Source organism: Streptomyces sp. NPDC102402, assembly GCF_044765765.1.
Classification (GTDB): Bacteria; Actinomycetota; Actinomycetes; order Streptomycetales; family Streptomycetaceae; genus Streptomyces.
The window spans coordinates 293,378-313,144 of record NZ_JBIWKR010000006.1; the positions used below are offsets into that span (position 1 = coordinate 293,378).

17 protein-coding genes are annotated in these 19,767 nt (G+C 70.6%); 5 read left to right on the forward strand and 12 right to left on the reverse strand.

Going from position 1 to position 19,767, the window contains the following annotated elements; translation table 11 throughout:
- Window positions 1-24 precede the first annotated feature (24 nt).
- Both ACIRJR_RS20500 and ACIRJR_RS20505 read right to left on the reverse strand, forming a co-directional pair.
- Window positions 25-1,035, reverse strand: a complete 1,011-nt coding sequence (locus ACIRJR_RS20500; RefSeq protein ID WP_403782545.1) for a carbohydrate ABC transporter permease — start codon at window positions 1,033-1,035, stop codon at window positions 25-27.
- Between the two features lie 10 nt (window positions 1,036-1,045).
- Window positions 1,046-2,359, reverse strand: a complete 1,314-nt coding sequence (locus ACIRJR_RS20505; RefSeq protein ID WP_403782548.1) for an ABC transporter substrate-binding protein — start codon at window positions 2,357-2,359, stop codon at window positions 1,046-1,048.
- A gap of 143 nt (window positions 2,360-2,502) precedes the next feature.
- Here ACIRJR_RS20505 and ACIRJR_RS20510 point away from each other — a divergent pair, with 143 nt between their 5' ends.
- Window positions 2,503-3,828 carry an ROK family protein gene (locus ACIRJR_RS20510; RefSeq protein WP_403782551.1) on the forward strand — a complete coding sequence of 442 codons (1,326 nt, stop codon included), beginning with the start codon at window positions 2,503-2,505 and terminating at the stop codon, window positions 3,826-3,828.
- Window positions 3,829-3,978: 150 nt separating this feature from the next.
- On the opposite strand, the gene ACIRJR_RS20515 is transcribed toward ACIRJR_RS20510, so the two are convergent.
- The gene (locus tag ACIRJR_RS20515) at window positions 3,979-5,064 is read right to left on the reverse strand and encodes a LacI family DNA-binding transcriptional regulator (RefSeq protein ID WP_403782554.1); all 1,086 of its coding nucleotides are present in this window, start codon (window positions 5,062-5,064) and stop codon (window positions 3,979-3,981) included.
- Window positions 5,065-5,276: 212 nt separating this feature from the next.
- Between ACIRJR_RS20515 and ACIRJR_RS20520 the strand changes: the two genes are divergently transcribed.
- Complete coding sequence (locus ACIRJR_RS20520; RefSeq protein ID WP_403782557.1) at window positions 5,277-6,557, forward strand: transglycosylase family protein; 1,281 nt, start codon at window positions 5,277-5,279, stop codon at window positions 6,555-6,557.
- On the opposite strand, the gene ACIRJR_RS20525 is transcribed toward ACIRJR_RS20520, so the two are convergent.
- The 6 genes from ACIRJR_RS20525 to ACIRJR_RS20550 form a co-directional block, all read right to left on the reverse strand.
- On the reverse strand, window positions 6,527-7,681 hold the full coding sequence (locus tag ACIRJR_RS20525; RefSeq protein WP_403782560.1) for a DMT family transporter: 1,155 nt from the start codon (window positions 7,679-7,681) through the stop codon (window positions 6,527-6,529). The genes ACIRJR_RS20520 and ACIRJR_RS20525 overlap by 31 nt on opposite strands.
- Window positions 7,682-7,920: 239 nt before the next feature.
- Complete coding sequence (locus ACIRJR_RS20530) at window positions 7,921-8,376, reverse strand: ATP-binding protein (RefSeq protein ID WP_403782563.1); 456 nt, start codon at window positions 8,374-8,376, stop codon at window positions 7,921-7,923.
- A 98-nt stretch (window positions 8,377-8,474) separates the two neighbouring features.
- On the reverse strand, window positions 8,475-8,918 hold the full coding sequence (locus tag ACIRJR_RS20535; protein ID WP_327112058.1) for a response regulator: 444 nt from the start codon (window positions 8,916-8,918) through the stop codon (window positions 8,475-8,477).
- Between the two features lie 11 nt (window positions 8,919-8,929).
- Window positions 8,930-10,540: an ATP-binding protein gene (locus ACIRJR_RS20540; RefSeq protein WP_403782568.1), complete on the reverse strand. Its 1,611-nt coding sequence runs from the start codon at window positions 10,538-10,540 to the stop codon at window positions 8,930-8,932.
- Entirely contained in the window at window positions 10,537-11,763 is a 1,227-nt protein-coding gene (locus tag ACIRJR_RS20545) for a PP2C family protein-serine/threonine phosphatase (RefSeq protein WP_403782571.1), read from the reverse strand. The genes ACIRJR_RS20540 and ACIRJR_RS20545 overlap by 4 nt, the downstream gene beginning before the upstream one ends.
- 148 nt (window positions 11,764-11,911) lie before the next feature.
- Window positions 11,912-12,808 (reverse strand): RNA polymerase sigma factor SigF, encoded by an 897-nt coding sequence (locus ACIRJR_RS20550; RefSeq protein ID WP_403782574.1) that lies wholly within the window; start codon window positions 12,806-12,808, stop codon window positions 11,912-11,914.
- Window positions 12,809-13,039: 231 nt separating this feature from the next.
- Between ACIRJR_RS20550 and ACIRJR_RS20555 the strand changes: the two genes are divergently transcribed.
- The 3 genes from ACIRJR_RS20555 (at window position 13,040) to ACIRJR_RS20565 (ending at window position 16,703) form a co-directional block, all read left to right on the forward strand.
- Window positions 13,040-14,515, forward strand: a complete 1,476-nt coding sequence (locus tag ACIRJR_RS20555) for an MFS transporter (protein ID WP_403782577.1) — start codon at window positions 13,040-13,042, stop codon at window positions 14,513-14,515.
- 131 nt (window positions 14,516-14,646) lie between these two features.
- Window positions 14,647-16,137, forward strand: a complete 1,491-nt coding sequence (locus ACIRJR_RS20560) for an SDR family NAD(P)-dependent oxidoreductase (RefSeq protein WP_403782580.1) — start codon at window positions 14,647-14,649, stop codon at window positions 16,135-16,137.
- A 392-nt stretch (window positions 16,138-16,529) separates the two neighbouring features.
- Entirely contained in the window at window positions 16,530-16,703 is a 174-nt protein-coding gene (locus ACIRJR_RS20565; protein WP_403782883.1) for a hypothetical protein, read from the forward strand.
- Between the two features lie 63 nt (window positions 16,704-16,766).
- Here the strand turns inward: ACIRJR_RS20565 and ACIRJR_RS20570 are convergent, their stop codons facing one another.
- From ACIRJR_RS20570 to ACIRJR_RS20580, 3 genes are read right to left on the reverse strand one after another with little or no spacing between them, the layout of a single operon-like run.
- Complete coding sequence (locus tag ACIRJR_RS20570) at window positions 16,767-18,257, reverse strand: lipase maturation factor family protein (protein WP_403782582.1); 1,491 nt, start codon at window positions 18,255-18,257, stop codon at window positions 16,767-16,769.
- 28 nt (window positions 18,258-18,285) lie between these two features.
- The gene (locus ACIRJR_RS20575; RefSeq protein ID WP_403782585.1) at window positions 18,286-18,795 is read right to left on the reverse strand and encodes a DUF1990 family protein; all 510 of its coding nucleotides are present in this window, start codon (window positions 18,793-18,795) and stop codon (window positions 18,286-18,288) included.
- The gene (locus tag ACIRJR_RS20580; protein ID WP_403782588.1) at window positions 18,792-19,628 is read right to left on the reverse strand and encodes a YndJ family protein; all 837 of its coding nucleotides are present in this window, start codon (window positions 19,626-19,628) and stop codon (window positions 18,792-18,794) included. Before ACIRJR_RS20580 ends, ACIRJR_RS20575 begins: the two co-directional genes overlap by 4 nt.
- Window positions 19,629-19,767 lie beyond the last annotated feature (139 nt).

Here is a 19,767-nt window from a genome sequence, read left to right on the forward strand (position 1 = left end):
CGGGCGGCACGTGAGCGGGCGCTGCTAGACACGGGCACCCTTCCTTCCGCGGGAGGTGAAGAACAGGTAGACGGCCGTCACGACCAGCAGGAAGAGCAGCAGCAGCACCGACATCGCGGAGCCTGTGCCGAAGTTCCAGGTGACGAAGGACGACTGGTAGATGTGGATCGAGATGAGGTCCGCGCTCGCAGGGGCCGACTTCCCGAACAGCACGTAGGGCGTGTTGAAGTCGTTGAACGTCCACAGGAACAGCACGAGCACCAGGACCTGGTTGACGGGCCGCAGCGAGGGCATCGTGATCTTCCGGATCTGCTGCCAGATGCCGGCACCGTCGATCGAGGCGGCCTCGTACAGCTCGCGGGGGATGTTCTGGAGCGCGGCCATCAGCATGAGGAACGCGAAGGGCCAGCCCTTCCAGACCGAGACGATGATCAGAGCGTAGATGCTGTTGTCGCCGATCAGCCAGAAGGACGGCTGGTCACCCAGGCCGAGCTGGTCGTGCAGGACGTGATTCACCAGCCCGTTGTCCCGCTGGAACATGAACGCCCAGGTGATGACCGCCGCGTAGACCGGCAGGGCGTACGGGACGAGGAAGACGGCCCGCAGGACGCCCCGGCCCCGGAAGTTCTCCTGGAGCAGGATCGCCGCGGCGACACCCAGGAGCCACGCCAGACCGACGGCGAAGAACGTGAACACGCAGGTGACGAAGAAGGAATGGAGGAGGGCCTCACCGATCGGGGCGTCGATGTCGACGGCGACCTTGTAGTTCTCCAGGCCGGTCCAGGGCGCCGCGCCCCAGTTGCTGATGAAGAACTGGGTGAGCTGGCGGAAGCTCATCACGATGCCGACGATCATCGGGATCAGATGGATGAGGAGTTCGAGCAGCACGGCCGGGAGGAGCAGGAGGTAGGGCAGTCCGCCGCGGCGGATCCGGTCGGGGATGCGCGGCAGCCTCCGCCGCGCACCCCCGCTGCCCCGGCTCGTACCCTTGGCCGACGTGTCGGCTCCGGGGTCCGTGGTCACGGTGGCGGTCATGGAGCGAGCCTCAACTCTGCATCGTCTGCTGGGCCTTTTCGAGGCGCGCCTTGACTGATTCGGTGGTCACGGGCTTGCCGGCCGCGGCGTCCGCGAACAGCTCCTTGACCGCGGTGCCCACGGCCGTCTCGAACTGCGACTCGTTCGGCACCTGGGGGAGCGGGGCCGCACTGGTGGCGAGGGTGTCGCGCAGGACCTTGAGTTCCGGGGCTGCGAAGGCGGGGTCCGACTGGGCGGCCTTGACCGGCGGGATCGATCCGTAGGTCTTGCAGAGGATCTTCTGCTCCTCGTCGCTCGTCATGAACTTGACGAACTCCTTGGCGCCGTCGATGTTCTTGGTGTTCTTGAACACCGCCATGTTGATGCCGGCCACCATGGAGTTGGTCTGCTTGCCCGCGCCCGGCGCACCGGCCGCGACGGGGACGGGAGCCACGCCCCAGTCCTCCGGCTTCATGCCCTGGGCGGCGAAGGTGGTGGCGGCGGCCTGCCACAGCACCATGGCCGTCTTGCCCTTGGCGAAGTCCGTCAGCGACTGGTTCTGCGCGTACTCCGCGTTGCCGGGAGCGATGATCTTGTCCTTGGCCATGAAGTCGACGTACTGCTTCACGGCGGCGACGGCGCCGTCGGAGGTGAAGTCGGCCTTGCCGGCGTCGTCGAAGAAGTCGGCCTCGTGCTGCTGCCCCAGGACGAAGGTCTGGTGGATGTTGTTCGAGAGGTTGGAACCCTCGGCCCCGAGAGCCCACTTGCCGTCCTTGGACAGCTTCTTGCCGTCCTTGACGAGCTGGTCCCAGGTGGCCGGCGGGGTCGTGATGCCCGCGTCGGCGAACATCTTCTTGTTGTAGTAGAGGGCGTACGACAGCGAGTAGAGCGGCACCGCGGCCGGGGGCTCGCCCTCCTTGCCCGCGGAGGCGACCGCCGAGTCGATGAAGCGGTCCCGGCCGCCGATCGCCTCGAAGTTCTTGTCGTCCCAGGGGAGCAGCGCGCCGGTGGCCTGGAGCGACGCCGACCATGTGTTGCCGATGTTCAGCACGTCCGGGCCCTGACCCGAGGTGGTGGCGGCGAGGATCCGGTTCAGCAGGTCGGCCCAGGGGACGACCTCCAGCTTCACCTTGATCCCGGTCTCCTTCTCGAACTTCTTCAGCTCGGGGGCGAGGATCTTCTTGTCGGCCTCGATGCTCGGGCCCTGGTTGGACGCCCAGTAGGTGAGGGTCTTCGGCGATTCGTTGCTCCCGCCCTCCGACGAGGTCCCGCCTCCGCAGCCGGTGACTCCGGCGGCGACGGATATGGCGAGGGTGATCGCTGCTGCGGCTCTGAGGTGACGCATGAAAGGTGGCCCCTTTCCGGGGAGGGCGGCGTTCGGGATCCGAACGTCCCTCCCGCTCTTAATTTAAGATGTGATTTAAGAGCTGAAGAAAGTGCGCGTCAAGTGCCGCGACCGGGGTATGTTGCCGGGACGAAGGGAGCAACATGGCTGAGCGCAGCAGACGGACCGTGCGTGACCTGCGAAGGGGCAATCGGGCGCGGGTATTGCAACGGTTGTATTTCGACGGCCCGCTGAGCCGTCAGGAGCTGGGGCCGGCGACCGGGCTGAGTTCGGGATCCATCAGCAACGTGGTCGCCGAGCTGGCCTCCGAGGGCCTCCTGGAGGAGGCGGGCATCGTCGACTCCGACGGCGGCCGCCCCCGCACACTGCTCCGGGTCGCCCCGGGCGGAGGACTGTTCGTGGGCATCGACATCGGGGAGACCCGCGTCCGCGTCGAGCTCTTCGATCTCTCGCTGGCGGAGCTGGGCCGTACCGACCGCCTGCTCGCCCAGCACGGATACGACGTCGAGCGCATCGTGAGCCATGTCCGCACGGGGGTCTCCGACGTCCTGCGCGACGCGGGTGCCGATCCCGGCATGCTGCTCGGCATCGGTATCGGGGTGCCCGGCATCATCGAGCGGGACGCCCCGCACCCCGCGGGGGGCCCGGGTGCGGTCGTCCACGGACAGACCATCGGCTGGAGCGCCGTCCCCTTCGAGCGGCTGCTCCGCGAGGTCGTGGACGTGCCCGCCGAGGTGCCGTTCTTCATCGACAACGGCGCGAAGACACTGGGCCAGGCCGAGATGTGGTTCGGCGGCGGCCGCGGCGCCGGCGCTGCCGCGGTCGCCCTGATCGGCTCCGGGGTGGGCGCGAGCGTCAACCGGGGGGACATCCTCGACGAGGACCTCTCGAACGCGGCCCTGGAGTGGGGCCACACCACGGTGCAGCTCAGGGGGCGCCGCTGCCGCTGCGGCTCCATAGGGTGCCTGGAGGCGTACGCCGGCGCGGAGGCCATGCGGGAGCGCTGGCAGGAGGCGGGTGGCCCGCTGTCTCCCGGCGCCGACGACGAGACCGCGCTCGCCGCGCTTCTCGCCGCCGCCTATCCCGGGCCCGGTGGCGCGGCCCCGGACCCGGTGGCGGTCTCGATCCTGGACGAGACGGCGGAGTGCCTGGGTGCGGCCCTGGCCGACCTCGTCAACCTCTTCCTGCCCCAACGCATCCTGCTCGGCGGCTGGGCGGGCCTGCTCATCGGCCCGCACCTGCTCCCCGAGATCCGCCGCTACGTCCAGGAGTACGCCCTCGAACACGCGGTCGCCCGCACCACGATCGACCTGGGCCACCTGGGCCCCGACGCCGTCACCGTGGGGGCCGCCACCCTTCCCCTGTCCGACTTCCTGGCGCGCGGCGGGACCCGGCCCGTGCCGAAGCCGGAAGCGGCCCCCGCTCCCGACCGTGCGGTGTCGAGCCGGGGCCGGACCGTGGCGGGCTGAACGGGGCTGCCCGCCCGAGCCGCGCCCCGGGAGGGGCCCGTCACCTGGCGCCCGGGCCAGGGTGCCGGATCGCCGTTCCCGTACGCGGCGGACGTCCGGAGCCGCCCGGTCCCCGCCGGCGTCGCGCTCCGGCGCGCTCCGGCGGGAGTCCTACGCGGAATCCCTGACGACCAGCACCGGTTCGAAGATCACCGAAGTCGCCGGCCTGTCCGGCGCGGCGAGCCGGTCCAGCAGCAGGCCGGTCATCTCCGCGGCCATGTCCTCCACCGGCTGCCGCACCGTGGTCAGCGGCGGCCGGCAGGCCGAGGCGGCGCGGCTGTCGTCGAAGCCGATCACGGCCACGTCCTCGGGCACTCTCCTGCCGTGCTCCCGCAGCACATGGCAGGCACCTGTCGCCATCAGGTCGTTCCCCGCGAACACCCCGTCCAGGTCAGAGTGTTCGGCCAGCAGTCGCTCCATCGCGGCCTCGCCGCTCTCCTGGGTGAACTGGCCTTCGGCGACGGGGACATCGCCATGCCCGAGCTGTGCCATCGCGTCCCGGAACCCCGCCAGTCGCTCCCGCGCCGCCGGTATGTCCAGGGGCCCGCTGACGGTGACGATCCGGCGGCACCCACGCGCCAGCAGATGCTCGGCGGCGAGCCGGGCGCCGTCGCGGTGGGCCAGGTCGACGTAGCTGATCCGGACCGGCCGGCCGGGGCGCGCGTACAGCACCGCGGGCAGCCCGGCGTCCACGAGCAGGCCCGGCAGCGGGTCCTCCGCATGCGTCGACACGACCAGCGCGCCGTCGGCACTGCCCTGCCGCAGATAGGCCAGCACCTCGTCCCGGGCCCTCGCGGTCTCGGCGAACATCAGCACCGGATGCATCCCCCGCGGACGCAGGTAGTTGACGACCCCGGTCACCACCCGGCCGAAGAACGGGTCGGCGAAGACCTCGGTGGTGAAGGACCCCTCCCCGGCGGACCCCTCCCCGGCGGGGCCCTCCCCGTCCGGCCCGACGCCCGTCCCCGACACCACGAGCGCGATGGCGTCCGTACGGCGGGTCACGAGGGAGCGGGCCGCACGGTTGGGCGTGTAACCCGTGACCGAGATCGCCTGCCGCACGGCCTCCTGGATCGCCGGGTCGACGTTGCGCACCCCGTTGACGACCCGCGAGACCGTGGCGCGTGAGACGCCGGCCGTCCGCGCCACGTCCTCCAGGGTGGGCGCCGCACCGGCCTGCCGCAGAACATCCGTCATGGCCGCATTTATAGCATCAGGGCGAGCGGGAAAGAGAGCGCTCTCCCAGGCGGGCGCGACGACTTCGGCAGCCGGAGCGGGCTCCCCCGGCCGGGCCGCGGCCGCGGGTGCAAGGGTGGCGGTCGCGGACTGTTCACTTGTCATCACCCGCTGTCTGCACCTAAGTTGGCCGCTTGTGACGTGTCCTACTGTCAGTGGGGGGAGCCTGATCCATGGCCGCGAACGGACGGCACCGCAGATATCAGCCCAGCCGGATCAACCGTGCTTCGCTCACGGTGACCGCGGGCGGCGCGGGCATCGCGCTCCCGCTTGTCGCGGCAGCCTCGGCAGGGGCCGCCTCGACCGATGTGTGGGAGAAGGTCGCCGCCTGCGAGTCGACCGGCGACTGGCACATCAACACGGGTAACGGCTACTACGGCGGCCTGCAGTTCACCCGGTCGACCTGGGCCGCTTACGGCGGCACGGCCTACGCGGCACGTGCCGACCTGGCGACCAAGGACCAGCAGATCGCCGTCGCCGAGAAGGTGCTCGACGGACAGGGGCCGGGTGCCTGGCCGACGTGCTCCGCACGGGCCGGCCTGAAACAGGGCGGCGACGCGCCCGACGTCGCCCCGCAGAGCGGGGGCCAGGCCCCGGCCGCGAAGGCCGCCCAGGACAAGGCGACGGAGTCCCGCCCGGCGAAGAGGACGGTCCCTGAGACCGCCCCGGCGAAGGCCTCGCCGACGGCCGTTCCCGGCGTCCGTGAGTCGTACACCGTCGCCCGGGGCGACTCCCTGTCGGGCATCGCGTCGGCTGAGCGGGTCCAGGGCGGCTGGCAGCGGCTGTACGCGGCCAACCGCGTCGTGGTGGGCGCCGACCCCGACCTCATCCTCCCGGGACAGCGGCTGACCCTCGACGTCGCCGGGACGCCGGTCGCCGACCCGAAGCCGGCCGCCCCGAAGCAGCGGCCGGCGCCCTCGAAGGCCACGGACCGGCAGGCACCCGAGGCCGCCGCCCCGAAGACCGCCCCGAAGGCCGCGCAGAAAGCCGCCCCCAAGGCCGCCCCCAAACAACAGGCGGCGAAGCCCGCCGAGAAGGCCGCCAAGCCCAGGTCCGGCCTGACCGCCCCCGTGTCGGCCCGCACGGGGACCCCGTACCACCAGGCGGGTTCCTGGTCCAGCGGCTACCACACGGGCGTCGACTTCCCGGTCGCCACCGGCACCTCGGTGAAGGCCGTGGCGCCCGGCAAGGTCGTCTCGGCCGGCTGGGCCGGCGCCTACGGCTACGAAGTCGTCATCCGGCACGGCGACGGCAGGTACAGCCAGTACGCGCACCTCTCCTCGCTCCACGTGCGAGAGGGGCAGCAGGTCGGCAGCGGCCAGCGGATCGCCCGCTCAGGGTCGACGGGCAACAGCACCGGCCCGCACCTGCACTTCGAGATCCGCACCGGCCCCGGATACGGTTCGGACATCGACCCCCTGGCCTACCTCAGGGCCGGAGGCGTCAGCATCTGAACAGCCATGGCCCGGCCCTCCGGCGCCTCTAAGTCGCCCTGGCGTACCGGGCCGACGGCAGGCCGCCGTCCGCCGAACTCCACGCGTCCGCCCCTGTGGTCCAACGGCAGGGTCAGCGGCAGCGAGAGGGCCGTGGGCGCCGGGAAAGGGTCGGGCAGCACCGCCGCCCCCTGAGGAAGCACGGGCTTCGACGGCTCGGGCACCAGCGCGTGACGGGCGTCCGTGTCCTCGCCCGGATCCGTGTCCTGTTCCCCCGGCGTACGCTCCCCGTGCTCCGTCCGCTCCCGCGTGCGTCGCTCCGCCCCCACACGCTCCGTGGTCAGCAGCACCAGACCGGACGCCGCCAGCGCGCCGCAGCCGAGCGCGAGCAGAGTCCCCGTGATCCCGAAGCGGAACTGCTCCCCGAACATCGTGAGGCCCACCGCCGCCGCCACGACCGGGTTGACCACGGTGACCGTCGCCAGCGGCGCGGTCAGCCCGGCCCCCCGGTAGGCGGCCTGGGACAGCAGCAGGCCCGCGGTCGCGAGGCCTGCGATCACCAGGAGCGTGGGCAGCCCGGACGTCACCGAGCCGGAGGTCCACTCCACCGCCACGGTCTTCGTGAACACCGAGGCCATGCCGAACGCGATCCCGGCCCCGGTGGCCAGCACCACGCTGCGCAGCATCGGCCGGTGCAGGCCCTTGGCGAGCACCAGCAGGCCCACCACCGCGCCGGCCGTCCCGATCGCGAGCATCAACTGCTCCGGCCCGGCCAGCGTGTGGGACCCGGCGCGGCCGGTGAGCGCCAGCAGACCGGCCAGGCCGACCGTGGCCATCACGGCGCCCCGCCAGGCCGTCCGGCCGGCCCTGCGGTGCACGAAGAGCGCCGCCATGGGGAGGGCGAAGACGATCGTGAGGGCCCCGAGCGGCTGGACCAGGCTGAGCGGACCGTACGCGAGTGCCACGACATGCAGAAGGGCGCCCGTGCCGTTGAGTGCCACGGCGACCCACCAGGCGCCGTTGCGCAGCGGCGCGTAGGGACGGCTGTCGTCGGCCGCGGCCACGCGCTCCTGGACGATCGCGCCGGCCGCGTAGGCGACCGCGGAGACCAGTGACAGCAGCACGGAAAGCGCGAGGGAACTCATGTACACCACGATGTCCCGTCGGAGCCGCCACGTCGTCGTCCCTGAGGCGGCGATTCGGCGTACTGCTCCAGTAGTACGTGCATCGACCTTGGGTCCTCCTCCCGACGGTAGTCCTCATCGCCCGAGGGCTCAGAAGTTCGCCGGAAAGGTCACGCCGTGCTGCCGCGCGGATGCGCCAGGTGTACGAAAACGTACCGAACCGGTCTGGTTCTCCGGTCGGGCCGGAACGAGGGGGGCGGTCAGGTGCTGAGCATGAACTCGGCGCGGATGCGCTTGCCCACGGGCACGCGCTCGGCCGTCAGCCGGTCGCAGAGTGCGACCACGATCTCCATGCCGTGACCGCCGAGGCGGGCCGGGTCAGGGGAGTAGAGCACCGGGAGCGCCGTGCTGCTGTCGTACACGGTGACGCTGATGCGCCGTGCGTCACCCTCGAGCTCCAGCAGGTACGGGCCGTGACTGTAGCGGTCCGCGTTGGTGACGAGCTCGCTGACCGCCAGCATGAGGTCGCTGCGGGTGTGCTCCCCGAGGACCGCGAGCCACTCCGCCACGAGCCGCGCCAGGAATCTTTCGGCGAGCGCGCGTGCCTGGGCGATGCATCCGGGTTCGCCGTCGAACACCTCGGCGGCGAGCAGAACCTCCGTGGACGGGGACACCCGGAAGGAGTCGTCCGGCCGTGAGGTGGCCTGTTCGTTCATGTGCTCCAGCCAGGGCGCCGCAGGGGAGGTCGTAGACCTCTTCTCGCCGTTCGTCTACCCGCGTCGAGAGATCCCACTCCGGGGGATCCCTGCAGATCTTACGCACGCGGAGGCAGCCGTACCACGCTCACGAAGAAGTCGTCGATCTGGCGCACCGCTCCGATGAACTGCTCCAGGTCGACCGGCTTGGTGACGTAGGCGTTGGCGTGCAGTTTGTAGCTGCGCAGGATGTCCTCCTCGGCGGAGGACGTGGTGAGGACCACCACCGGGATCAGCGCCAGTTCCGGGTCGGTCTTGATCCGCTCGAGCACCTGCCTGCCGTCGTACCTCGGCAGGTTCAGGTCGAGAAGCACCAGGTCCGGGCGCGGCGCGTCGGCGTACTCGCCCTGCCGGTAGAGGAAGTCCAGTGCCTCCTGGCCGTCCCGCACCACATGGAGCGTGTTGCGGATCTTGTTGTCCTCGAAGGCCTCACGGGTCATCAGCTCGTCGCCGGGATCGTCCTCGACGAGCAGGACCTCGATGGGTTTGACGGCGTCGTTCACGGGTTGTCTCCCTACCGGGGGGTGAGAGGGGCGGGGGCGAGCAGCTCCGCCGTGGTGTGCGTGGGGGCCTCAGGAAGGACGGGCAGGGTGAAGTGGATGAGTGTGCCCTCGGCCGGTTCCGGGTCCAGCCAGATCCGGCCACCGTGGAATTCGATGATCTTGCGGCAGAGGGAGAGCCCGATCCCCGTCCCCTCGTACTCGTCGCGGGCGTGCAGACGCTGGAAGATGATGAACACCTTGTCGGCGAATTCCGGGGCGATCCCGATGCCGTTGTCGGCGACCGTGAGGTGCCAGTCCTCGCCCTCCCGGACACACCCGACGGTGATCCGGCACGGCACGTCGGCCCTGCGGAACTTGACCGCGTTCCCGACGAGGTTCTGCCAGACCATGGTGAGCGACGTCGAGTCGCCGAGCAGCTCCGGCAGCGCGTCCTCGCGCACGATGGTGGCCCCGGACTCCTCGACCGCCAGGGTGAGGTTGGACAGGGCGCGGTCCAGGGAGCTCTCGAGGTCGACGGGCTTCCAGCTCTGCTGCACCCGGCCCACCCGGGAGAAGGTCAGCAGATCGTTGATGAGGACCTGCATCCGCTTGGCACCGTCGACCGCGAAGCCGATGTACTGCCGGCCGCGGTCGTCCAGCTCTCCGCCGTACCGCTTCTCCAGCAGCTGGCAGAACGAGGCCACCTTCCGCAGCGGTTCCTGGAGGTCGTGCGAAGCCACGTAGGCGAACTGTTCCAGTTCCGAGTTGGACCGACGCAGTTCCGCGGTCTGTTCGGCGAGCAGCGTCTCCCGCTCCTGGGTGTCGGCGAGCTCCGCGACGAGGCGCCGGCGCATGTCCTCGACCGCCGCGGCCACCGCCCTGACGTCCGAGGGGCCGTGGGGTTCGATCCGGTTGCTGAAGGCGCCCGACCTGACCCTGTCCGACGCGGCGGTCAGTTCGGCCAGCGGCCGTCCCACCACCCGGTGCAGCAGCAGACCGATCGACACGACGGCAAGGACGAAGCCGATCACCAGAGCGATGAGCACCCGGTCGCGGGTGGTGCGGGCGTCGTCCAGTTCGGAGCGGGCCCGGTCGCGCGCGTCGTCCAGGTGACTCTGCTGCGTGGTGGCCAGGACGCGCAGCGCGTCGAACTCCGACTTGCTCCGCAGGATGGGGCCGGAGGACGCGCCGGTGGGCCCGCTCGCCCGCACCGCCGCGATCAGCGGCTGGGCGCGCAGGGTGCGCCACTGCCGGGCGGCCTCCGCGATCCGGTCCAGGTCCCTCGCGTACGGCTGTTCGTTCCGGATCAGTGAGCGCACGTGGTCCAGCCGCTCCCGCTCGGCCCGCTTGCCCGCCTCGTAGGGCTCCAGGAAGCTGGTGTCCCCGGTGAGCGCGAAACCACGCACCCCGGTCTCCTGGTCGAGGAGGGAGTTCTGCAGCTGGAAGGAGGCGGAGCGGGCGGGCTGGATGCGGTCCACCAGGTCCGTGGTCCGGTCGGAGATGCGCGAGAGGACGAGCCCGCCCACGACGAGGCACCCGCAGACCACGAGGACGAAACCGGCCAGGATCAGGTGGACCCAGTTCTGCACCGACAGACGGGCTATCGCGCCCGGCCTCCCGGCACTGGTGCTCTCCGTGCTCATGAGCCCTTCTTCCAGCCGACATGCAGGACGGCGACGTCATCGGCCAGTCCGCCGTACGGAGAGGCGCTCTCGGTGGCCTCGGCGACCAGTGCGTCGACGAAGGCCCGGGGTTCCAGCGGGCCGTACCGGCCGGCCATTTCCAGCAGGCCCTCCTCGCCCAGCCGTGACTTCGGCCCCGTACGCCCCTCGAAGAGGCCGTCGGTGAACAGGACGAGCTCGCTGTCGGGGAGGAGCTCCAGCTCCGTGATCGTCCAGCGGCCCGCTCCGGGCAGCACTCCGAGTGCCATGCCCGCGTCGGGCTCGACCCAGTCGACCTCCGTGCCGTGCCGCAGCAGCAGACCGGGATGTCCCGCACGCGCCACGAAGACCCTGTCCCTGCCCGGAGGGAAGACGAGCGTCGTCACCGTGGCGAACACATGCGGATCCGACCGCTCGGCGACGAGTATCTCCTCCAGGAGCCCGACCTTCTCGAGCTGGGAGACACCGGTCAGTACGGCCGTGCGCCAGGCTACCCGCAGACAGACACCCAGCGCGGCCTCCGCGGCACCGTGCCCGGACACGTCGCCGATCACCGCGTGCACGGCGCCGTCGGCCGTCTGCACCACGTCGTAGAAGTCACCGCTCAGCAGTCCGTGGGCGCGACCGGCCTCGTAGCGCGCGGCCACCTGGAAGCTGTCGTCCAGCAGCAGCGGGATCGGCAGGAGCGCGCGCTCCAGGCGGGCGTTCTCCTGGGCGATCAGCACGCTGGTGCGCATCGCGGCAGCCGACCGTTCCGCGTTCTTGCGCTGGAGGGCGTAGCGGACCGCGCGACCCAGCATCTCGGGGTCGATCCGGCCCTTCACGAGATAGTCCTGGGCGCCCTGCGCCACCGCGGACAGACCGGTCTCGGACTCGGCCAGACCCGTCAGCACGATGACGGCCGCGTCGGGGGCGGACGCGACGAGCCGGCGTACGGAGTCGAGGCCGTTCACGTCCGGCAGATGCAGGTCGAGCAGGACGCAGACGGAGGAACGGCAGTCCAGCAGGAACCGCTGGGCCTCGGCGAGCGTCTTGCACCATGTGAGCGGGGCGTCCAGCTCGCTGTCGGCGAGCATCTCCTCGACCAGGAGCGCGTCCCCGGCATCGTCCTCGACGAGGAGCAGTACGGCGTCGACGTCCCAGACGGAGGCGTCGGTGGCAGCCGGCACCTTCTGCTGCTCCGGAATCCCGCTGAGCTGCTGCACGCGCACAGTGGTGTCCGACGACGACTCGGCCAACACTCCACCCCCTCCGACGGACGGCACACCCACGGCCGTATTCGGCAGGAAGCATATGCGACCGAGGCCCGGCGTCCGGCCGGGCCTCGGTCTTTCGACGCGGTGGTGCGGGGTGTCAGGCCTCGACGCTCATGCCGGTGCGCAGGCGCTGGACGATCCTGCTCAGCAGGCGCGACACGTGCATCTGCGAGACGCCCAGTTCCGCACCGATCTGGGCCTGGGTCATCTCCTGGCCGAAGCGCATACGGACGATCTTCCGCTCCCGGTCGTCCAGCTGCCGCAGCAGCGGAGCGAGGGTGTGGAGGTTCTCGACGCTCTCCATGCCGGGGTCGTCCTCGCCGAGGAGGTCGGCGTAGGCGCGCTGGTCGGTGCCCGACTCGCTGTCCGCGTTCGGGGTGTCCAGCGAGCCCGCCGAGTAGCCGTTCGCGGCGACGAGGCCCTCGATGATCTCCTCCTCGGGGAGATCGAGGTGCGTGGCGAGCTCCGCGACCGTCGGGTCGCGGTCGAGCCTGGCCGACAGCAGCTCCTTGGCCTTGGCCAGTTCGACCCGAAGCTCCTGCAGCCGCCGCGGCACGTGCACGGACCAGGTCGTGTCGCGGAAGAACCGCTTGATCTCACCCACGATGTACGGCACCGCGAACGTGGCGAACTCGACCTCGCGCGAGAGGTCGAACCGGTCGATCGCCTTGATCAGGCCGATCGTGCCCACCTGGATGATGTCCTCGGTGTCGTCACCGCCCCGGTTGCGGAAGCGGGAGGCCGCGAAGCGCACCAGGGAGAGATTCATCTCGATCAGGGTGTTGCGCGCGTACTGGTATTCGTGCGTGCCCTCTTCGAGGACCTGGAGCCGGTCGAAGAAGATCTTCGACATGGCCCTCGCGTCCTGAGGGGCCACCTTGCCCGCGTCCTCGATCCAGGGGAGCGCGGCCACGTCGGAAACCGCCTCCGCCCCGTCGCCCGGCGCGGCCGCCGTGCCGATCGCTTCGGTGGTTCGCGTTGACATGACCGTCATGGTGTCGCCCTCCCTGGAGTCCGTATGCAGTGACGGGCGCATGCCCCGGTTTCCGAAAGTGATGCCACCGAAAACCAATCTTTTTTCACGGAAGGACGGCAGGGCCGGGAAACATGATCGAAAGCAACGTTCCGTGTCCGTCCGGGTGGTTTCCGTTATCCTTTCCGGCCGGTGTGTGATGCGCGCCTCGTTCCGGGCACCTGTGGTGTTCCGGAAGCAGAGGAGGGACACATGAGCGGCACCGGCGCGTCGGCCCGACCCACCGTCACGACCAGGATCCCGGCACGGCTGGACCGGCTGCCCTGGTCGCGGTGGCACTGGATGATCGTGATCGGTCTGGGCACGGTCTGGATCCTCGACGGACTCGAGGTCACGGTCGTCGGCAACATCGCCAGCCGGCTGTCGGAGGACGGCAGCGGGCTGGCCATCACCGACGCCCAGGTCACCGGCATCGCCGCCGCGCTCTACGTCGCGGGTGCCTGCTCCGGTGCACTGGTCTTCGGCTGGCTCACCGACCGCTTCGGGCGCAAGAAGCTGTTCCTGATCACCCTCGCCGTCTACCTGGCGGCCACGGCGCTCACCGCGGTCTCGTTCTCGGCGTGGTGGTTCTTCCTCTTCCGCTTCCTGACCGGCTTCGGGATCGGCGGGGAGTACGCGGCGATCAACTCGGCCATCGACGAACTGATCCCCAGCAAGTACCGGGGGCGCGTCGACCTCATCATCAACGGCAGCTTCTGGCTCGGGGCCGTGGCCGGATCCCTGCTCTCCGTCCTCGCCCTGAACACGGACATCTTCCCCAAGGACATCGGCTGGCGGCTCACCTTCGCACTGGGCGTCGTCCTCGGGCTCGTCATCCTGCTGGTGCGCCGCCATGTGCCGGAGAGCCCGCGCTGGATGTTCATCCACGGACACGACGCGGCTGCGGAGAGGCTCGTCGACGGGGTGGAACAGGAGGTGGAGAAGGAGACCGGGCGGCCGCTTCCTCCTGCGGAGCAGGCGATCACGGTGCGGCAGCGCACGAGCATCGGCTTCGGTCTGATCGCCCGCACGGTCTTCCGCTCCTATCCGAAGCGGGCCGTGCTCGGCCTGGCCCTCTTCATCGGACAGGCATTCCTCTACAACGCCGTCACCTTCGGGTTCGGTTCGATCCTGGTGACGTTCTTCGACGTCTCCAGCGGAGCCACGGGCTACTACTTCGCCGTCATCGCCTTCTGCAACTTCCTGGGCCCGCTCCTCCTCGGCAGGCTCTTCGACACGGTGGGCCGCAAGCCGATGATCGCCGGCACCTATCTCACCTCCGGCGTGCTGCTCTTCGTGACCGCCTGGCTCTTCCAGAACGGATCCCTGACCGCCGCCACCATGACCGGATGCTGGTGCGTGGTCCTCTTCTTCGCCTCCGCGGGCGCGAGCTCCGCCTACCTGACCGTCAGCGAGATCTTCCCGATGGAGACGAGGGCCATGGCCATCGCCTTCTTCTACGCCGTGGGCACGGCCGCCGGCGGGATCACGGGCCCCCTGGTCTTCGCGGACCTCACCGCGAGCGGTGTCCCGGGGGACACCGCCCTGGCGTTCTGCATCGGCGCGGCACTGATGGTGGCCGCCGGGCTGGTCGCCGTCTTCTTCGCGGTCGCCGCCGAGGGGCGGTCCCTCGAGGACATCGCGACCCCGCTCTCCGCCGAGGAGAAGGAGGGCGCCGGGCCGAACTGAGCTACGCCGGACTCATGGCAGACTTGACCGGGGCATTCGGCCCGTGCGCGCCTGCCCTCGCCGGCCCCGGCCGGACCACTTCCCACCGAGGCCCGCAGGCGGCATGAGTGACGAGTGACAGAGGAACGGCCATGACGGTGACAGAGGACAGCCAGGAGTTCGCTCCCGGCATCGACGCGTTCGGTCCCGGTATCGACCCGGAGCGGCTGGCCGTCTGCCTGAGCGTGCTCGACGAGCTGAACGCCATCGAGGTCGACCACCCGGACGCCGTCGCCGTGCGCCGGGCGACCGCGGGGATCTACCGCACCGTGAAGCAGCGCCGCCGCCAGGAGCGCCGCGCCGCCAAGACCGCGCACGACAAGGCCGTCACGGAGGCCACGGCGACCGGCTCCGCCGAGCGCATCGACGACGAGACACAGGGCGTCCTCCCGTCCTCCTCGGCCACCGCCGAGATCGCGGGCATACTCCAGCGGCCGAGGTCCTGCTACATCTGCAAGACCCGGTACGTCGAGGTGGACGCCTTCTACCACCAGCTCTGCCAGCAGTGCGCCAAGGAGAACCGGGACAGGCGTGACGCGCGTACCGATCTGTCCGGACGCCGGGCCCTGCTGACCGGCGGCCGTGCCAAGATCGGCATGTACATCGCGCTGCGCCTGCTGCGCGACGGCGCTCACACGACCATCACCACCCGGTTCCCCAACGACGCGATCCGCCGCTTCAAGGCGATGCCGGACAGTGACGAGTGGATCCACCGCCTGAAGATCGTCGGCATCGACCTGCGCGACCCCGCCCAGGTCGTCGCGCTGGCCGACTCGGTCGCCGCCGAGGGGCCGCTGGACATCCTGATCAACAACGCCGCACAGACCGTCCGCCGCTCCCCGCAGGCCTACAGCGAGCTGCTCGCCGCCGAGTCCGCCCCGCTGCCGACGGGTGAGCTGCCCGCGGCCCACGTGATCGGCACGTTCGGCAGCGGCACCGTCGACCGGGTCGCCGCGCTCCCGGCCGCGCGCAAGGAGGGGGAGGGGCTGACCGCGCAGGACGTCACGGGTCTCGCCCTGGTGACCGGCTCGGCCTCACCGGCGCGTATCGCCGCGGGCACCGCCATCGACGCCGGCGGCCTGGTCCCCGACCTGCACGACACGAACAGCTGGATCCAGACCGTCGACGAGGTCGAGCCGATCGAGCTCCTCGAGGTCCAGCTCTGCAACTCCACGGCGCCCTTCATCCTGATCAGCCGGCTCCGCCCGGCGATGGCCGCCGCTGCCGCGAACCGCGCCTACGTGGTGAACGTCTCCGCGATGGAGGGGGTCTTCGGCCGCGGTTACAAGGGTGCGGGGCACCCGCACACCAACATGGCCAAGGCCGCACTGAACATGCTGACGCGCACCAGCGCCCAGGAGATGTTCGAGAAGGACCGCATCCTCATGACCGCCGTCGACACCGGCTGGATCACGGACGAGCGTCCCCACCCGGACAAGATCCGCCTCGCGGAGGAGGGTTTTCACGCCCCGCTCGATCTCGTCGACGGCGCCGCGCGGGTCTACGACCCGATCGTGCGTGGTGAGGCGGGCGAGGAGCTGTACGGCTGCTTCCTGAAGGACTACGCGCCCGCGGGCTGGTGAAGTCCGGCAGGCCTCGGCACTCCGGCTGACCGCTCGGACCCCCGGCCCCTTCCGTAACCACCGTCACCTGCGTGGACAGACGGCACAGCGGCGGCCCCGCGAATACCGGGGCCGCCGCTGTTCTGTTGGCTGAAAGTGACCCAGGCCACACGTTCTGTCGAGCGGGACGGCGCTCATTTGGTTAGTCTGAGGTGAACGGACGCCACCGAGGGATCCACGAAGCTCCCTCGGCCGTCCTGGGACAGGTCTGTAACCAGCCCGCCGTCCCACCCCGTACCGGCGCCACCGCGACCGAACTGTTTCTGCCCCTGCCCCGCAGAGGGCGGTCGACACGGTTCTCACACCGCAGCGTCGCCACCGCCCCGGGGTTACGCGACACAAAGGAGTCCGCGGTGACACCTGAAATGACGAAGACCGAGACGCGCCCGGCCGAGCGGACCGGAGAGCGGGCCCGCCGGCCCGAGAAGCTCCGGAACATCGAGGTCTGGGCCAGGTCGGCACCGATCAGGCTGGCCGGCTACGAGGACGATCTGGCCGAGCCGCACATCCTGCCCGGCATCGACTGATCCCCCGCACCCTTTCCGAACAGCGCCTCGGTCCCTGCCCCCGTCTCCGGACGGGGGCAGGGCTCATTTCCGGCCACCGGATGCCTCCTCGTCGGAGCCCGGCGTCCGCCGCTCCTCCGGGGCGTGCCCGCGAGGCCGGAGCGGTACGGGCCGGGGGGCCGGCCTCATGAAGTCCCGCACGTAGGTCCGGTGCCACCGGCATCCCGTGGCCCGCAGTTCGCTCCGGTCCGTGTACCTGTAGTGGAAGACCCTCGCCCGGATGTGGGCGGGCGGTCCGTCGGAGAACGGGTTGTGGCCCATGAGCCGCAGGGTGTCCCGGTCGCCTTGCAGCAGCCGCTCGACGAACGGCTCGAACCAGGAGCGGGCGTAGGCGGGGGAGAGCGCCGCGAACCACATCATCCAGTCCAGCCGCAGATGGTACGGAGCGAACTGGCGCGGCAGCCTGCGCGGATCACCGGGTTTGCCCCGGAAGCCGTACTCGAGCCACCGGGTCCCGGGGTGGACCGCCTCCTCGTCGGTGCCCTCGACCACGACCTCCAGCCGCATCCTGCTGATGCTCCCGAAGGCGCCGTAGGTGTTGACCAGGTGCAGAGGGTCGAAGGACCGGTTCATCACCTGGCGGCGGGAGAGGAGATTGCGTGCCGGGCGGTAGCTGAGGGCCAGGACCAGGACGGTGGCGGCGACGACCACCACCTCGTACCAGAGGGGGGAGCCCGGCTGTGCGGGTGGCGGGCCGGCCATGGGCGACCAGTCGATCGCGGCGAGGGCGAGGACGATGGTCAGCCAGTTGAGCCAGGCGAAGTTCCCCGACAGCACCAGCCACAGCTGGGTGAGCACCATGAGTCCTGCCGCGACGCTCGCCACGGGCTGCGGGGTGAACAGCAGGAAGGGCACCACGAGCTGGGTGACGTGGTTGGCGGCGGTCTCCACCCGGTGCGCCGGCTTCGGGAGCAGGTGGAAGAGCCGGCTCAGCGGCCCCGGCATGGGCTGGGTCTCATGGTGGAAGTCCAGGCAGGTCAGCCGCCGCCAGCACTCGTCCCCCCGGATCTTGATGAGACCCGCTCCGAACTCCACCCGGAAGAGCAGCCAGCGCAGAAGCCACAGCACGAGCACCGGCGCGGCGGTGTCCCCGTTGCCGAGGAACACGGCGAGGAAGCCGGTCTCCAGCAGGAGCGATTCCCAGCCGAAGCCGTACCAGACCTGACCGACCTGGACGATTGACAGGTACAGCACCCACGGCACCGCCCACAGGGTCATCGCGGCCCACAGCGGGACGTATGCGTCCACGCCCGCCAGCAGGGCCAGCGACACCGCGGCGCCGGCCCATGCGACGCACGCGAAGAAGCGGTCCGAGTAGTGGAGCCGGAACAGGCCGGGCGCCGCGCGCCAAGGGGTGCGCCGCAGGAGGCCGGGCACGGGGAGCATGCCGCGTGAACCGATCAGCGCCCGGAACTGGAGCGCCGCGGCGACGAACGCGACCAGATAGACGGCGGCGAGGCCCCGCTGGAAGATCAGTCTGCTGAGCCAGTAGCCGTCTGCGGTGAACCACTCCATCGCCTCCAGTATCGGGCCCGGACCGCGGTCAGGCAGCCGGTGCCGTCCGGCGCAGCACGGCGGTGAGCCGGCGTGCGTACCAGCGCTGGGCCACCGGCACGAGCGGACCGGCCAGCCTGGCGTACCAGCACGCCGGTCGGGAGAACGCCGTGACCGTGAACCACACGGTGCCGTCGTCCGCCAGCTCCACCACGAAGCTCTCCTCCCCGCGTTCCGGATGTCCCGGCCGGGTGCCGTAGGCGAAGCCCGTACGGTCCCTCTCGTACGCGGTCCAGACGACCTCGCAGGGGGCGGTGACGCGGAGCCGCCCGATGCCCGCCGACACGTCGACGGTGACTCCGGGTTCGGCCCGCGAGGCGGACGCCACCACTCCGGCACCCGCGGCCCTGTGCATGCGCCACTCGGTGACGGTCGCGCCCGCGGCCTCGAAGTCGGCACGGCCCCTGCCGATCACGGCGCGGTGGTGGAGGTGGTTGTAGCCCTCCGGCAGCGGTCCGAGCCGGGTGGCTCCGGCCTCGGGATACGTCAGGGTGCTCATGCGGTCCTGCCTTCCTGGTGGGTGAGGTCCCGGAGGCGGCGCCGGGCGAGCAGCGCGCAGAGGGCGAAGCCCAGCGCGTTGCCCAGCCCGTGCGTGGCGGCCATCCAGGTCAGGGTGGGGTGGGGGAGTCCGGTGGCCTCGCCGAGTGCCCAGCTCAGCGCGAGCACCATGGTCACCACGAGCACCCCGGCCGACATGGCGAGCAGGGCGCGGGTGAGGCGGTCGCGGTCACCGGTGCGGACGGTGCGCCAGGTCATGAGGGCGACCGTCCACATCCCCGCGGTGAGCACGAGTGCTCCGGCGAGCTCGGTCCATTCCCCGGTGAAGTAGCCGACGAGGACGAGCAGGGTCCCGAGCGGCACGCTCAGGGCGGCGAACCGGCCCGCCGCGCCGTCCTCCGTACGGCAGAGGAGGCCCGCGACGAGGGCGGCGGCGAAGCCGGCGAAGTGGAAGTGCGGCACGGTCAGCGCCAGGATGCCCAGCCCGAAGCCGAACAGTTCGTGGCCCGAGCGCTCGGCGACGAGGGCGAGTGCCGCGACCGACGGGGTGACCAACGCGGTGAGCAGGGCGGCCTCCACCGGACGCAGGCTGCCTGTGCGCGCGAGCCGGCGGGGCGCATGGGTGGCGAGGAGCAGTGTCCCCAGCGCGTAGCAGAGGGCGAGCGCGGTGGCGACGCCGCCGCGTGGCAGCCACAGGGACACCGCTCCGGGCACCGCGAAGAGGGGCCACAGACGGCGTATCCGGTGGAGCGAGGGGTCGCCGACGAGCCCCAGGCCCAACGGGACGATCACCAGCATGCCCAGCATCACGATCAGACCGACCAGTACGGACATCGCGTCCACCCCCGCCTCATGACGTACAGCCCCTCATGACGTGCAGCAACGGTCGAATTGAACATGTTCAATTCGTCTCGCGCCGAGCTTAGAGCAAGACTTGAATGTGTTCAAGGAGCCTGTTCGGTCGAGGAATCGG

Coding starts and splice junctions, on each gene's coding strand:
- ACIRJR_RS20520 (WP_403782557.1), top strand. CDS start 5,277: ATGGCCGCGAACGGACGGCACCGCAGATATCAGCCCAGCCGGATCAAC.
- ACIRJR_RS20550 (WP_403782574.1), bottom strand. CDS start 12,808: ATGACGGTCATGTCAACGCGAACCACCGAAGCGATCGGCACGGCGGCC.
- ACIRJR_RS20515 (WP_403782554.1), bottom strand. CDS start 5,064: ATGACGGATGTTCTGCGGCAGGCCGGTGCGGCGCCCACCCTGGAGGAC.
- ACIRJR_RS20530 (WP_403782563.1), bottom strand. CDS start 8,376: ATGAACGAACAGGCCACCTCACGGCCGGACGACTCCTTCCGGGTGTCC.
- ACIRJR_RS20570 (WP_403782582.1), bottom strand. CDS start 18,257: ATGGAGTGGTTCACCGCAGACGGCTACTGGCTCAGCAGACTGATCTTC.
- ACIRJR_RS20525 (WP_403782560.1), bottom strand. CDS start 7,681: ATGAGTTCCCTCGCGCTTTCCGTGCTGCTGTCACTGGTCTCCGCGGTC.
- ACIRJR_RS20560 (WP_403782580.1), top strand. CDS start 14,647: ATGACGGTGACAGAGGACAGCCAGGAGTTCGCTCCCGGCATCGACGCG.
- ACIRJR_RS20580 (WP_403782588.1), bottom strand. CDS start 19,628: ATGTCCGTACTGGTCGGTCTGATCGTGATGCTGGGCATGCTGGTGATC.
- ACIRJR_RS20540 (WP_403782568.1), bottom strand. CDS start 10,540: ATGAGCACGGAGAGCACCAGTGCCGGGAGGCCGGGCGCGATAGCCCGT.
- ACIRJR_RS20555 (WP_403782577.1), top strand. CDS start 13,040: ATGAGCGGCACCGGCGCGTCGGCCCGACCCACCGTCACGACCAGGATC.
- ACIRJR_RS20500 (WP_403782545.1), bottom strand. CDS start 1,035: ATGACCGCCACCGTGACCACGGACCCCGGAGCCGACACGTCGGCCAAG.
- ACIRJR_RS20575 (WP_403782585.1), bottom strand. CDS start 18,795: ATGAGCACCCTGACGTATCCCGAGGCCGGAGCCACCCGGCTCGGACCG.
- ACIRJR_RS20505 (WP_403782548.1), bottom strand. CDS start 2,359: ATGCGTCACCTCAGAGCCGCAGCAGCGATCACCCTCGCCATATCCGTC.
- ACIRJR_RS20510 (WP_403782551.1), top strand. CDS start 2,503: ATGGCTGAGCGCAGCAGACGGACCGTGCGTGACCTGCGAAGGGGCAAT.